At 52.5% G+C, this 12,949-nt stretch carries 18 protein-coding genes; all 18 read right to left on the minus strand.

The genetic code is table 11. The features are described from left to right. Positions 1-105 precede the first annotated feature (105 nt). Positions 106-411: an NADH-quinone oxidoreductase subunit NuoK gene (gene nuoK, locus C8J48_RS14970; RefSeq protein WP_107728048.1), complete on the minus strand. Its 306-nt coding sequence runs from the start codon at positions 409-411 to the stop codon at positions 106-108. Then, positions 411-914, minus strand: coding sequence for an NADH-quinone oxidoreductase subunit J (locus tag C8J48_RS14975; RefSeq protein WP_107728049.1), 504 nt, complete (start codon positions 912-914; stop codon positions 411-413). Before C8J48_RS14975 ends, nuoK begins: the two co-directional genes overlap by 1 nt. Further along, complete coding sequence (gene nuoI / locus C8J48_RS14980) at positions 914-1,330, minus strand: NADH-quinone oxidoreductase subunit NuoI (RefSeq protein ID WP_107728050.1); 417 nt, start codon at positions 1,328-1,330, stop codon at positions 914-916. The genes C8J48_RS14975 and nuoI overlap by 1 nt, the downstream gene beginning before the upstream one ends. A gap of 39 nt (positions 1,331-1,369) precedes the next feature. Continuing rightward, the gene (gene nuoH / locus C8J48_RS14985) at positions 1,370-2,344 is read right to left on the minus strand and encodes an NADH-quinone oxidoreductase subunit NuoH (RefSeq protein ID WP_107728051.1); all 975 of its coding nucleotides are present in this window, start codon (positions 2,342-2,344) and stop codon (positions 1,370-1,372) included. Between the two features lie 52 nt (positions 2,345-2,396). Further along, positions 2,397-3,122, minus strand: coding sequence for an NADH-quinone oxidoreductase subunit C (locus tag C8J48_RS14990; protein WP_107728052.1), 726 nt, complete (start codon positions 3,120-3,122; stop codon positions 2,397-2,399). Beyond that, positions 3,119-3,637 carry a NuoB/complex I 20 kDa subunit family protein gene (locus tag C8J48_RS14995; protein ID WP_146160512.1) on the minus strand — a complete coding sequence of 173 codons (519 nt, stop codon included), beginning with the start codon at positions 3,635-3,637 and terminating at the stop codon, positions 3,119-3,121. The genes C8J48_RS14990 and C8J48_RS14995 overlap by 4 nt, the downstream gene beginning before the upstream one ends. Then, the gene (locus C8J48_RS15000; protein WP_107728054.1) at positions 3,628-4,002 is read right to left on the minus strand and encodes an NADH-quinone oxidoreductase subunit A; all 375 of its coding nucleotides are present in this window, start codon (positions 4,000-4,002) and stop codon (positions 3,628-3,630) included. Before C8J48_RS15000 ends, C8J48_RS14995 begins: the two co-directional genes overlap by 10 nt. A 531-nt stretch (positions 4,003-4,533) precedes the next feature. Next, a complete protein-coding gene (locus tag C8J48_RS15005; RefSeq protein WP_107728055.1) occupies positions 4,534-4,944 on the minus strand; it encodes a F0F1 ATP synthase subunit epsilon in 411 nt (136 codons plus the stop codon). 24 nt (positions 4,945-4,968) lie between these two features. Continuing rightward, positions 4,969-6,378 (minus strand): F0F1 ATP synthase subunit beta, encoded by a 1,410-nt coding sequence (gene atpD, locus C8J48_RS15010; RefSeq protein ID WP_107728056.1) that lies wholly within the window; start codon positions 6,376-6,378, stop codon positions 4,969-4,971. A 75-nt stretch (positions 6,379-6,453) separates the two neighbouring features. Further along, a complete protein-coding gene (gene atpG, locus C8J48_RS15015; RefSeq protein ID WP_107728057.1) occupies positions 6,454-7,320 on the minus strand; it encodes an ATP synthase F1 subunit gamma in 867 nt (288 codons plus the stop codon). 49 nt (positions 7,321-7,369) lie between these two features. Continuing rightward, the gene (gene atpA, locus C8J48_RS15020; protein ID WP_107728058.1) at positions 7,370-8,887 is read right to left on the minus strand and encodes a F0F1 ATP synthase subunit alpha; all 1,518 of its coding nucleotides are present in this window, start codon (positions 8,885-8,887) and stop codon (positions 7,370-7,372) included. Positions 8,888-8,914: 27 nt separating this feature from the next. Continuing rightward, positions 8,915-9,457 (minus strand): F0F1 ATP synthase subunit delta, encoded by a 543-nt coding sequence (locus C8J48_RS15025; protein WP_107728059.1) that lies wholly within the window; start codon positions 9,455-9,457, stop codon positions 8,915-8,917. Further along, complete coding sequence (gene atpF, locus C8J48_RS15030) at positions 9,454-9,939, minus strand: F0F1 ATP synthase subunit B (protein ID WP_245891242.1); 486 nt, start codon at positions 9,937-9,939, stop codon at positions 9,454-9,456. Before atpF ends, C8J48_RS15025 begins: the two co-directional genes overlap by 4 nt. 100 nt (positions 9,940-10,039) lie before the next feature. Then, the gene (gene atpE, locus C8J48_RS15035) at positions 10,040-10,261 is read right to left on the minus strand and encodes an ATP synthase F0 subunit C (protein ID WP_107728060.1); all 222 of its coding nucleotides are present in this window, start codon (positions 10,259-10,261) and stop codon (positions 10,040-10,042) included. Positions 10,262-10,277: 16 nt separating this feature from the next. Continuing rightward, positions 10,278-10,994 carry a F0F1 ATP synthase subunit A gene (atpB, locus tag C8J48_RS15040; protein WP_107728061.1) on the minus strand — a complete coding sequence of 239 codons (717 nt, stop codon included), beginning with the start codon at positions 10,992-10,994 and terminating at the stop codon, positions 10,278-10,280. Further along, on the minus strand, positions 10,972-11,391 hold the full coding sequence (locus C8J48_RS15045) for an ATP synthase subunit I (RefSeq protein WP_107728062.1): 420 nt from the start codon (positions 11,389-11,391) through the stop codon (positions 10,972-10,974). Before C8J48_RS15045 ends, atpB begins: the two co-directional genes overlap by 23 nt. A gap of 4 nt (positions 11,392-11,395) precedes the next feature. Beyond that, positions 11,396-11,614, minus strand: a complete 219-nt coding sequence (locus tag C8J48_RS15050; RefSeq protein ID WP_107728063.1) for an AtpZ/AtpI family protein — start codon at positions 11,612-11,614, stop codon at positions 11,396-11,398. A 176-nt stretch (positions 11,615-11,790) separates the two neighbouring features. Beyond that, positions 11,791-12,924 carry a non-hydrolyzing UDP-N-acetylglucosamine 2-epimerase gene (wecB, locus tag C8J48_RS15055; RefSeq protein ID WP_107728064.1) on the minus strand — a complete coding sequence of 378 codons (1,134 nt, stop codon included), beginning with the start codon at positions 12,922-12,924 and terminating at the stop codon, positions 11,791-11,793. Positions 12,925-12,949 lie beyond the last annotated feature (25 nt).

The raw sequence follows: 12,949 nt of genomic DNA on the forward strand, positions 1-12,949 counted from the left end.
AAAGTAACCGTAATAACCCATCTCAGGTTATTTCATTTTTCGTAAGATTGCTGGAAGGGCATTCACAAGCCTCCGATTCTAATTTTATATGGAGCACGTATCCACTTACCCTTTTAACGTATTGTAGCGATCCACACTCACCGTCTGTCGGTGCTGATAGAGCGCAAACAGAATAGCGATCCCCACCGCCGCCTCCGCAGCCGCGATCGTAATGGTAAACAAACCGAAAACCTGCCCCATCTGATTGGCGTATAATCCATACTTGGAGAACGCCACCAGATTAATATTAGCGGCATTTAGCATCAATTCAATCGAAAAGAGGACGATAACTGCATTTCGTTTTGTCATCACCCCGTATAAACCGAGGCAGAAGAGAATCGCTCCCAAAGCGAGATACGATGTGACCGGCATTAGGACTTCGACTCCTTTTTCGCCAAGATGATCGCCCCCACCAATGCCACCAGCAGGAGGACAGATGTCACCTCAAAGGGAATCACATACTTTTTAAATACCGTCTCTCCCAACTGGGCCACGGTGTATGAATCCACCGGGCCGGTTTCACCAGAGAAGGGTGTCTGGTAGATCGCCCACATCAACACCCCAAAAAAGGCCGCCACACCGATAAAGCTAAACGCTTCCCGCCAGGGATTCCCTTCCTTTTCCTGCCCTTGGCGGCTGGTCAGCATAATGCCGAACAGCATCAGGATGGTAACCGCACCTGTGTAGATCAACACCTGCACCATGGCCAAAAACTCCGCATGCAATGTGACATAGATCCCGGCGATGCTGAGAAAGGTACATGCCAGGGCTAAAGCCATATGCACTACCCGGGTAAAGTTGATCATAAAGACAGCACCGCCGATGGCCAAAACAGACAATACAAAGAAGGCGATAAACTCGCCGTTCCACTCCATCACTGCGGTCCCCCCCGAATATTGGTATTGTTTTCGTGCAGCCACTCCATATTTTTGTACAAGTCGTCGCGGCTATAGGTGGCCAATTCGAAGTTTTGCGTCATCACAATCGCTTCGGTGGGACACACTTCGGTACACAGATCACATAGGATGCAAATTTCAAAGTTGATGTCAAAGGTGTCAATAATCTTCCCGCGCTTACCGGGATCGGGGTGCTTTCGACCTGTCAGCGTAATGCAATCTGTGGGGCAAACCCGTGCACATTGATTGCAGACGACGCATTTTTCCGGATCAAAGTGCTGAATTCCCCGAAAGCGATCAGGCATTGGAATCGGCTCATCCGGGTAGCGGTGGGTCACTTTTTTACGGGTCATCGTTTTTAGTGTGACACCCATCCCTTTGATCAGACCCATCATCGAAATCGTCCTCCTTTCCCTTCAAGTTGCCGCTGTCCATCAATAAAACTGTCCGATCACAGGTACTTCCTTTAAAACGGCGGATAAAAAGATATTGACGAGAGCAAGGGGCAGAAGCACTTTCCAGCCCATCTCCATCAATTGATCCACCCGCATCCGCGGCATCGTCCCTCGAATCCAGATCAACAAAAAGACGATCAAAAGGAACTTCAGGATAAACCAGAGGATCGGCGGAATAAAGGTAAGATCGAACAAAGGATTCCATCCGCCTAAAAAGAGGACGGTGGTTAAAGCGGCCATGGCAAAAACATAGACATACTCCGCTAGCATAAAGAAGGCGAAACGAAACCCGGTATATTCCACATGATATCCCGCCACCAGCTCCGATTCCGCTTCCGGCAGATCAAAGGGTGTCCGGTTTAATTCAGCCAGAGAAGCGACGAAGAAGACGGCAAAGCCAAGGATCTGGGGAAGGATAAACCAGACCTGCTCTTGCGCCTGTACAATTTCCACCAGATTTAAGGTACCCGCCGCCATGATCACCCCGACTACAGACATCACCAGCGGAATCTCATAGCTGATCATCTGCGCCGCTGACCGCATTGACCCCAGCAAGGCGTATTTGTTGTTGGAAGCCCATCCCCCCGCCAACATCCCGATGGTGGTTATGCTTGAAAGCGCCAAATAGTAAAGCAATCCCACTCCGATATCGGCAAACAACCAGCGATCGGTAAAGGGAATCACCGCCAATACGACAAAGGAGGGGACAAATGCGATCACTGGGGCAATTCGGAACAACGTTCGGTCCGCTCGCTCCGGAATGATGTCTTCCTTCAACAGCAGCTTCAAAATATCCGCCACTGTTTGTAGTATCCCCCACGGTCCTACGCGATTGGGACCGATCCGACCCTGCATCCAGCCGAGCACTTTCCGTTCAAACAGGATGGCATAAGTGACAAATCCGAGCACCACCGCCATTAATAGTGCGGGGCCCAATACCATCCATGTGGTCATGGACGCCACCCCCTTAGGGCCTGATCAAGCATCATCTTGGTGCACAATGGAATCAGACCTCCCCGTCATAGGGTTCATAATCTTTTCGCAGCGGATGGCCCACCCAGTCGTCAGGCAATAGGATGCGGCCCAGATTGGGGTGGCCGCTGAAGCGGATGCCCAACAGATCATATACTTCCCGCTCATTCCAATTGGCGGCGGGCCAAATCGCGGTGACCGACGGTGCCTCGGAGCGATCACGATCCACCTGGACCCGGACGGCCAATTCACGGCGGTGTTCCATCGAGTAGAGGTGAAGCACCACCTCCAGATGGGTCTCATAATCGACTCCCGATAGGTTTTGTAAGTAATCAAAGGAAAGGCGGGAATCATGCCGCAATAATCGAGCCAGTTCCAACCAACGGTCTACTTCCACTACCAAAGTGGGCATATGGCGGCTGGGCCGGTTGATCAACCCTTCTTTTAACGCACCTTCTCCCACTTCAGCTCCGATGATTTCTATTATTTCATCCAGCTGCGGCTGCTTCGGCGAAGGTACCAGCGGCTCCTGCTCTTTCGCTTTCTTTTTATCGACAGGACGCTTATGAACCGCCTTCGCTTTTGCCTTAGCAGCGGCCTGGGCTGTCCGCTCAACCGCGGAGTCCGCAGTTTTCTCCTCATCGCCCTTACCCTTTTCCGCTTGTGTCTCGTTTGCAACTGCACGCCTAGGAGGTTGCTTTTCCTCTGTGTTGTCGCTCGCCTTTGGCACAGGCTTTTCATCTTTGGGCTGATCCTTCACCGGTCCGTCACCTTCTCCCCTGTTCTGGCCTCATAGCGGATCTTTTCCTGCAATTTGTGAATGCCGTAGATCAATGCAGCGGGGTTGGGCGGACAGCCGGGGATATACACATCGACGGGAACCACCTGATCCACCCCTTTCACCACGGCATACGACTTCACATAAGGTCCGCCAGCGGTCGCACAAGAGCCCATGGCGATCACCCATTTTGGCTCCGGCATCTGGTCATACAGCCGTCGCAACAGGGGAGCCATCTTTTTGGTAACCGTCCCGGCGACGATCATCACATCTGACTGACGAGGGGAGGCGCGAAAAAACGAACCAAACCGGTCCAAGTCATAGTGGGCTGCCCCTGTTCCCATCATTTCAATGGCACAACAAGCCAACCCAAAAGTCATAGGCCACATCGAGTTGCTGCGGGCCCAGGCTTTGACGTTATCCAGGGTAGTGGTCAATACATTGCGATTGAGCTCCGCTTGCTCCGCCGGTGTCCATTCTTCCAATTTCATGACCATTCCAACACCTTCTTTTTCCAAGCGTACAGAAGTCCGATCAGTAAGAAGAAGACAAAGATCAACATCTCCACCAAGATAAACAGTCCCACATCGGCGCGCAGGCTATCATAGGCTACGGCCCAAGGATAAAGAAAGACCGCCTCCACATCGAAGACAACAAAAAGAAGCGCAAACAAATAGTAGCGCACATTGTACTGAACCCAGCCTCCACCGGTGGGGTCCACTCCGCTTTCATAGGTGATCGTCTTGGCAGCGGATGGTTGATACGGACGCAGCAGTCGGCCCATAGTGAGCGCAACCACTGGCAAGGCCAATCCCAACAGGACAAAAACGACGATCGTGACATAACTTTCTGTATAATCCATCGACGTCCCTCCCTCTCCACCCCGGCTGACGCTTTACCCTTATAAAAACACGAAGAGCGCCTGCCATTAGAGGTCACAAAGCTGATGATCTGATTCTTGGCTCTCTCGTTTTGATTATACCAAATGTTTCCGCTCCCTGTATGATGACTAATCAACAAATTTGGTAGGGAGCGTCGCCACCGGTACCCCTAGAGGGCAGGTGTATTCAGTGGCAAAGCCAACCTTCTTCGCCAAACGAGCGATCGTTCGGGAACATCCCACCAAAAATGACAACGCTTCCATTGCAGCGGAAAAATAAGGTGAACATAACATCTAATCGTATTGTACCATAGGCATTGCGTTTGAACTATACCAAGTCAACTCAACTTAGCCCCATCAGCTAAGATTGTCTCAATTTCACTATCGAGCAGCCGAAGCAGGATTCCCACATTACGACGCTGCTGAGCAATAGCAGGTCCTATATAAAAAACCCAACCCATCCACAGTGGATGGGTTGGGTTGACATTAGATAAACCCCGGAACGTTAACAGCTCACTCGCCGTTCCGTCCCCCGACTTGCATACGAACCATCGCCCGTTGTAGGGACAATTGCGCCCGCTTAAAGTCGATATCATCCCGCTTCTGCTCCTGCAAGCGCTGTTCCGCACGCTCTTTGGCCGCTTTCGCTCGATCGATATCGATCTCTCCCGGCGTTTCCGCCGTTTCGGCTAGCAGGGTGACCTGGTTGTCGTGAACCTCCAGAAAACCGCCGCTGACAGCCACGAGAAACTCTTCGCCATCCTTTTTAATCTTAACCGCCGACACTTGCAGCGGGCTGATAAAAGGAGCGTGGCGGGGCAAGATCCCGATCTCTCCTTCGGCGGCACGAGCGATCACCATATCGACTTGTTCGGAGTACACCTTCCGTTCGGGGGTCACGATGTCCAGTTGCATGGTTGCCATGGACACTCTCTCCTTCCCGTTCGATCAGACGAGGGTTTTCGCCTTTTCGACGGCCTCGTCGATGTTGCCGACCATATGGAAGGCATCCTCGGGCAGGTCGTCGTGCTTGCCTTCCAGGATCTCCTTGAAGCTGCGTACCGTCTCTTTGACGGTTACATACTTCCCTGGGATGTTGGTAAACTCTTCTGCCACAAAGTTGGGCTGGGACAGGAACTTCTCGATGCGGCGTGCACGGTTGACGATCACTTTATCCTCATCGGAAAGTTCATCCATACCCAGGATGGCGATAATATCCTGTAGTTCTTTGTAGCGCTGCAGCACCTGCTGCACACCACGAGCCACATCGTAATGCTCTTGCCCCACCACGGCGGGTGTTAAAATCCGCGAAGTGGAAGAAAGCGGGTTCACCGCGGGATAGATAAACTTAGCGGCTAAGCTCCGGTCCAGCTCAGTGGTGGCGTCCAAATGGGCAAAGGTGGTCGCCGGAGCGGGATCGGTATAGTCATCGGCAGGAACGTAAATAGCCTGGATCGAGGTGACGGATCCTTTTTTGGTAGAGGTGATCCGCTCCTGCAATTGACCCATCTCCGTCGCCAAGGTCGGCTGATAACCAACCGCAGACGGCATCCGACCCAACAGCGCCGACACTTCAGAACCGGCTTGGGTAAAGCGGAAGATGTTATCGACGAAGAAAAGCACGTCTTGACCTTCTTCATCCCGGAAATGCTCAGCCATGGTTAGACCCGACAAAGCCACCCGCAGACGGGCACCCGGCGGTTCGTTCATCTGACCGAACACCATCGTGGTTTTTTCGATAACGCCGGAGCCTTTCATCTCGTGGTAGAGGTCGTTCCCTTCCCGGGTTCGTTCCCCGACACCGGCAAAGACGGACAAACCACCGTGCTCCTGGGCGATGTTGTGGATCAATTCCTGGATCAAAACGGTTTTACCGACACCGGCACCACCGAACAGACCGATTTTCCCGCCCTTGGCATAGGGGGCTAACAGATCCACTACTTTAATGCCGGTCTCCAACATTTCATCCTGCGTAGATTGATCTTCAAAGCTTGGAGCAGCACGGTGAATCGAATCTCTCTCTTTTACTTCTACAGGACCCTTTTCATCGATGGGTTCCCCGAGGACGTTAAACACCCGTCCCAGGGTTGCGCGACCGACCGGTACCGAAATCGATTGACCGGTATCGACAGCTTTCATCCCGCGAACCACTCCATCGGTGGAGGACATCGCCACACAGCGAACCGTGTTATCCCCCAGATGCAAAGCAACTTCCACCGTCAAGTTGATGTCGCGCTCGCTGCTGGATTGTGCCTTGTATTCAATCGTGATCGCGTTGTTGATCTCAGGCATATGTCCCCGTTCAAACTGGATATCGACGACGGGGCCCGTTACCTGAATGACGCGTCCGGTGCTCATCTTTTTCCCTCCTCTAACCTGATGCATACCGCCCCAGAGCCATCCGCAGCTCTGGCGCACAAGTACAGCCGATGATCAACTCAAAGCGTTGGCCCCGGCGACGATCTCCGACAGCTCCTGGGTGATCGAGGCTTGTCGCGCCCGGTTGTATTGTAGCGTCAACGAATCGATCAGATCATTTGCATTGTCGGTAGCATTGCTCATAGCGGACATCCGGGCGCCAAACTCACTCGCCTTGGATTCCAAGAGCGCACTGTATACCAAGGTTTCTGCATAGCGGGGAAGCAGAACGGACAACACTTCCTCCGCTGAAGGTTCGTATTCGTAGAAGGAGTTTCCCGTGCTGGATTCTCCTTCTTTCAAGTCGGACAAAGGCAATAGCCGCTTTTCCACCGGACGCTGTGTAACCGGGTTGATAAACTCATTGTAAACCAGATACAATTCGTCAAAGGTTTCCTCAGCATATTGCTCAACGGCCTTAGAAGCAATCGTCTTAATATCGCTAAATTCCGGTGAATCCGGTACCCCGGTCACCTCAGCGATAATCGGGAAATTACGCCGTTGCAGAAAATCCCGTCCCTTGCGACCGACGATAAAAATCCCATATTCATCCTGACTCTGATGCCGCTCATTTAAGGTGCGTACCAGCTGACGCAACAAGTTGGCGTTAAAGCCACCCGCCAATCCCCGATCCGAGGTGATCACCAAGTAGGCGGTCTTCTTGACGGGTCGGGAGACCAACATCGGATGACTGACATCTTCGGCAGCACCGGAGACAGAGGCGATCACATCACGCAGTTTCTCCACATAAGGCCGGGAGGATTCCGCCGCTTCTTGTGAGCGTCGCAATTTGGCGGCAGCAACCATCTCCATCGCCTTGGTAATTTGCCGCATATTTTTAAAGGATCCGATCTGCCGCTTGATATCCCGCATGTTCTGCATCTACTTCACCGCCTTTCCTCGTCGATGCGACGGTAATCAACCGTTTCCATTAGGCTTCAGAAGGAGCAAACCCTTTTTTGAAGTCCGCGATTGCTTCCTTCAGACCCGTTTCCACTTCTTCGGTCATCTTTTTCTGTTCGCGAATCCGCTTCAGGGCCTCCGGATGCTCACTTTCCACAAATGCGTGCAGCTCTTTTTCAAAGCGGCCCACATCTTCAACCGCGATGTCATCCAGGTAGCCTTTGGTCACCGCATAGATCGAGAGGATCTGTTTTTCCACCGGCAGCGGTGCGTTTTCATCCTGCTTCAGGATTTCCACCGTGCGCTCTCCCCGCGCCAGACGGGCTTGGGTCGCTTTATCCAGATCCGATCCAAACTGAGCAAAAGCTTGCAGATCCCGATACTGAGCCAAGTCGGATTTTAGCGTTCCCGAAGCTTTTTTCATCGCACCAGTCTGAGCGGTCCCCCCTACCCGGGAAACGGAGATCCCGACGTTAATGGCGGGACGTACACCGGCGTAGAAGAGGTCGGACTCCAGGAAGATCTGCCCGTCCGTGATGGAGATCACGTTGGTGGGGATATAGGCGGATACGTCTCCGGCCTGGGTCTCAATGAACGGCAGCGCGGTTAGGGAGCCGCCGCCTTTTTCATCGGAAAGCTTAGCGGCACGCTCCAATAGACGGGAGTGCAGATAGAAAACATCCCCAGGGAACGCTTCACGACCCGGTGGACGGCGCAGCAACAGGGAAAGTTCCCGGTAAGCAGCGGCTTGTTTAGTCAGGTCGTCGTATACCACCAACACATGCTTGCCGTTGTACATAAAGTACTCACCCATGGCACACCCGGTATACGGTGCCAGGAACAACAGCGGAGCAGGGTCGGAGGCGTTAGCGCTCACAACGATGGTGTAGTCAAGGGCACCCGCTTTGCGCAGCTTTTCCACCACGTTGACAACGGTGGATTGCTTCTGCCCGATAGCCACATAGATACAGATCACATCTTGTTCTTTTTGGTTGATGATCGTATCAACGGCAATTGTCGTTTTCCCGGTTTGACGGTCACCGATGATCAGCTCCCGCTGACCGCGACCGATCGGAATCATCGAATCGATCGCCTTAATCCCCGTCTGCATCGGCTCATGCACCGATTTCCGATCCATGACGCCTGGAGCCGAGGATTCAACCGCACGGTATTCCGTGGTTTCAATCGGACCGTTACCGTCCAATGGCTGTCCCAAGGGATTAACCACCCGGCCTAACAACGCTTCCCCGACAGGAACCTCCATGATGCGGCCGGTCCGTTTTACTTCGTCCCCTTCACGAATATCACCATAGGGACCCATGATAACAACACCGACATGGTTTTCTTCCAAGTTGAGCGCCATGCCCATCACACCGTTGTGGAACTCGAGGAGCTCACCCGCCATGGCGTTTTCCAGGCCGTGGACCTGGGCGATTCCATCCCCGACTTGGATGACGGAACCGACATCAGCCACTTCCATTTCATCTTGGTACTGTTCGATCTGCTGCTTGATCAGCGAGCTGATCTCTTCCGGCTTGATGCTCATGATTTCACCCCTATCTTTCCGATCCTTCTATTTCCCTACATGGGAGACGGCGACGTTTTTGTGAAAACGATCCAACTTGGTTTTTAAACTTCCGTCGTACAAACGGTCGCCGATTTTGACGATGACACCGCCCAAAATATCGGAATCCACGCGATTCTTGATTTGAATCGTTTTGCCGATTCGCTTTTGGAAGGCGGCAATCAATTCTTGCTCATCCGCTTCAGCCAAAGGAACGGCGGAAACCACTTCCGCTTCGACGACGCCTCGCCGCTCCATTGTCAGTCGCTGATAAGTGGCGGCAATCCCTTCCACTTCCAACTCCCGTCTCCGTTCGACGAGTAGGTGGAGGAGATTGCGCGTCAATAGCGACAGCTCCGGAAACAGTTTGGCAAAGAGATTCTTTTTCTCTTCCACCGTCACCTTGGGATGTTCTAACCATTTACGCAGATCGGCATTCTCATGAAAGACGGCGGCCACCGCGACAATCTCCCGCTCGACGCTTTCCAGTTCCCCTTTTTCGGAGGCGGTTTCAAATAGAGCCTTTGCATATCGGTTTGCGACAATGCTCATTGCAGTTCGCCTACCTGTTTGAGATAGCGATCCACCAGCTGGGAATGCTCTTTTTCGCTCAGCTCTTTTTCAATCATCTTGGAAGCGAGCGCGACGGAGAGGCCACCGACTTGCGCCTGCAGATCATGCAGTGCTTTTTCTTTTTCGCGGTTGATTTCGGCGGTCGCATCTTCAATGATCTTTTGTGCGCGAGTGTTTGCCTCTTGCAGAATTTTTTCCGCTTCCCGCTCTTTCTGCGACTTAGCCCGTTCCAGGATCTCTTGCGCTTCCTGGCGCGCCTGCTTTAAGGCTTCCCGCTGCTCGGCAGCCAGCTTCTCTGCTTCTTCGCGGTTTTTCTCCGCTTGCGAGATTTGGTTCTCAATGTGATTTTGCCGCTCTTCCATCGTGCTCATGATGGGACGGAGGGCAAAGCGGGACACCAGCAACATCAGCACCAGAAAGGCGCCCAGTTGAAACAGCATGGTACCCAATTCGATCGACAAGGTCGGTCACTCCCTTCAATCGGCCTTTGTGATGGATAAAAAGTTCCGATCAGCAAGGAAGGCGGGGAGGAAAATTCCCCGCCCTGCTGCCTGTATCTTCTTAGAAATATCCTTGCGTCACCAACAGATACAGACCGATACCGACAGCGATGATCGGCACAGCCTCAACCAATGCGATACCCAGCAGCATCCGACCCAACAGACCGCCGGCTTCCGGCTGACGCACATAACCGTCCAAGAAACGGCTCACGACAAAGCTGTTACCCAGACCACCAGCCAGAGCAGCAAAACCGAACATTAAGCAGATACCCAACAATTCCATTTACAATTCCTCCTTATCAATGTTGCGGGGAGTATTTTTGCGAGATGTAAATTGTAGCCAAAATGGTGAAAACATATGCTTGCACCGCCCCAATAAAGACGGAGTAGCCTAACCACACCAGCAGAGGAGCCCCGGTGATGAGCGGACCGCCCAAAGTGATCAGGATTGTGATCAGGATCTCACCGGCGAAGATGTTGGCCCACAAACGCATCGCATGTGTCAGCGGCTTGGTGATCTCTTCAATGATGTGCATCGGATTGAGATATGCCTTAAAGTAGGCTCCCGGATGTCGCGCGATCCCGATAAAGTGGGCGAACAACGTAATCGCCAGCGCCATAACCACCGGCACGTTAAAGTCCGCTGTCGGTGATTTAAAGAGGGAGACATGATCCCCCGCCGCCAGCCCCAATGTAGGCAAATCATGGTGTGCATGCGCTGTCACCATCAAGATGACGCCCATTTGGTTGGCAAAGAAAATGAACAGAAACAAGGTAACCACAAAACCGATAAACTTTTCCGCTGTGCGGTTGTCAAAGCTTTCACGAACCATGTTTCGCAAAAACTGAATCAGCATCTCCACCAGATTCTGCATACCGGTAGGGCGTCGAACATTGCGACCGCGGGTGGCCAAAAATGTTAACAGGAATACGACGCAACAGGTAAAAGTGGTGGCGATCATAACCGTCACATCGAATGTCATTCCTAAGAGCTCAACCTTTGGTGTCTCTTCCATCGCTTTCACTCCTTTCCACCTGTGATTGATTCTTGCTGTCGTCCCGCCACATCAACCAAGCGAGCATGATCGCGCCTACCGGGAGTCCAAGTAAAAATGCGAGAATGCTGAAATGTTCAGGAAAGCGGGCGATCACAATCACGAGAACACCCGTCAGCAGCACCCGAAAACCAAATCCGGTGCCGATGCGTCGGTTGGAGCGGTGTTGGAGTAGCAACCGCATCATGCGAAATCGGCGGGACAATGTGAGGGTGAAGTAGAAACTGGCGCTAATGCCTAGTATCAACCCCGCAAAAAAGGGTTTTAAAGGCGTGAGGTACCAGAGGATGGCCAAGGTGGAAAGGAGTGCAACGTTTAGCCTGACCATCTGACGGTGTACCGGGTGGGAGGTGTCCATGCGCTCATTCCTTTAAGTGGACGATAATCGTATAGATAACGCTGAGGAAACCCAGTACCAACCCGGCTCCGATCCCTATCAGCAGCATCGCTGGCTCGGTGCCCCACCGCTCGTCTAATGCCTTTCCGATCCAAATTCCCAGGAAAGCGAACAATAGGATCTCTAGGCCGAGGGTGCCGATCAAACCCATGATCCGCCAAGGATTGTCTGTGTTTTTCTTCACAATCCTCACCCCCAAAAGGAACCAGGACCAGGAATGATGAGGATTAGCTGGAATACAATTCTGGCGGTTTTTTTAAAAGGTTGATGACACTGGATCTTTCCCCGTTCCATACTACCGAAGCCCTCCCGCCCTTGTCAACGCTTACGTGACCATGATTATGAACGATCTGTCACAATTTAAAAAGGAGCTGGCGGTTCCTCTCTTTTACCAAAATAGTATAAAATACCATTCGCAATTCGACGAGATGCCAAGCCGTCTCCATAAGGATTGGCGGCACGGGCCATTCGTTCATGTTCCCGCTGTCCCCGTAGTAACCGATCCCCTGCAGTAAACAAGCGGTTCTCATCGGTTCCTACCACTTTAAGTGTTCCCGCTTCCACCCCTTCCGGCCGCTCTGTCGTCTCACGCATCACCAATACCGGTACCCCCAGGGACGGCGCTTCCTCCTGCACACCGCCGGAGTCCGTTAAAATCAGATGGCTGCGAGCGATAAAGTTATGAAAATGAGCGACATCCAAGGGTGATATCAGATGGATCCGTTCATGATCTCCCAGCAGACGATGGGCCGCTTCCTGAATGGTGGGATTGAGATGAACGGGAAAGATGACCGCAGTATCTGGATGCCGATCCACCAAGCGTCGAACCGCCCGAAAGATGCGAACCATCGGATCGCCCCAGTTTTCCCGGCGATGGGCGGTTAGTAAAATTAACCGCTTCCCCTCTATCCTATCCAATACCGGATGGAAAAATTTTTCCTGAACCGTCGTCTTTAAGGCATCAATAACGGTATTGCCAGTGACAAATATGGAATCTGGCGGTTTTCCTTCCTGCAGTAAGTGATCAGCGGCTTGTCTTGTCGGAGCAAAATGTAAATCCGCCAACACACCAGTCAGACAGCGATTGACCTCTTCGGGAAAGGGAGCATATTTCTTTTTTGTGCGCAAACCCGCCTCAACGTGCCCCACCGGAATCCGGTGGTAAAAAGCCGCTAAACTAGCGGCAAAAGTGGTGGTCGTATCACCGTGTACCAACACCAGATCCGGTCGTTGCTCGTTAAAGAGCCCGTCCAGTCCCTCCAGTATACGGCTAGTTACCGCCGTCAAACCCTGTCCCTGTGTCATCACATTCAAATCCACGTCCGGCTGGATCTTAAATAATTGTAAAACTTGATCCAGCATCTCCCGGTGCTGCCCCGTAACACAAACCGTCACTTGAAACAAATCCCGCTCCTGCAAGTGACGGATGAGCGGGGCCATCTTGATCGCTTCCGGACGGGTGCCGAAGATGGCTGTTGTTTGAATCCGTTCCAATCTTTCACGACTCCCCTATCCCTTG

This window comes from Desmospora activa DSM 45169 (assembly GCF_003046315.1).
GTDB lineage: Bacteria > Bacillota > Bacilli > Thermoactinomycetales > DSM-45169 > Desmospora > Desmospora activa.

Coding starts and splice junctions, on each gene's coding strand:
- nuoK (WP_107728048.1), bottom strand. CDS start 411: ATGCCGGTCACATCGTATCTCGCTTTGGGAGCGATTCTCTTCTGCCTC.
- C8J48_RS14975 (WP_107728049.1), bottom strand. CDS start 914: ATGGAGTGGAACGGCGAGTTTATCGCCTTCTTTGTATTGTCTGTTTTG.
- nuoI (WP_107728050.1), bottom strand. CDS start 1,330: ATGATGGGTCTGATCAAAGGGATGGGTGTCACACTAAAAACGATGACC.
- nuoH (WP_107728051.1), bottom strand. CDS start 2,344: ATGACCACATGGATGGTATTGGGCCCCGCACTATTAATGGCGGTGGTG.
- C8J48_RS14995 (WP_146160512.1), bottom strand. CDS start 3,637: ATGGTCATGAAATTGGAAGAATGGACACCGGCGGAGCAAGCGGAGCTC.
- C8J48_RS15000 (WP_107728054.1), bottom strand. CDS start 4,002: ATGGATTATACAGAAAGTTATGTCACGATCGTCGTTTTTGTCCTGTTG.
- C8J48_RS15005 (WP_107728055.1), bottom strand. CDS start 4,944: ATGGCAACCATGCAACTGGACATCGTGACCCCCGAACGGAAGGTGTAC.
- atpD (WP_107728056.1), bottom strand. CDS start 6,378: ATGAGCACCGGACGCGTCATTCAGGTAACGGGCCCCGTCGTCGATATC.
- atpG (WP_107728057.1), bottom strand. CDS start 7,320: ATGCAGAACATGCGGGATATCAAGCGGCAGATCGGATCCTTTAAAAAT.
- atpA (WP_107728058.1), bottom strand. CDS start 8,887: ATGAGCATCAAGCCGGAAGAGATCAGCTCGCTGATCAAGCAGCAGATC.
- C8J48_RS15025 (WP_107728059.1), bottom strand. CDS start 9,457: ATGAGCATTGTCGCAAACCGATATGCAAAGGCTCTATTTGAAACCGCC.
- atpE (WP_107728060.1), bottom strand. CDS start 10,261: ATGGAATTGTTGGGTATCTGCTTAATGTTCGGTTTTGCTGCTCTGGCT.
- atpB (WP_107728061.1), bottom strand. CDS start 10,994: ATGGAAGAGACACCAAAGGTTGAGCTCTTAGGAATGACATTCGATGTG.
- C8J48_RS15045 (WP_107728062.1), bottom strand. CDS start 11,391: ATGGACACCTCCCACCCGGTACACCGTCAGATGGTCAGGCTAAACGTT.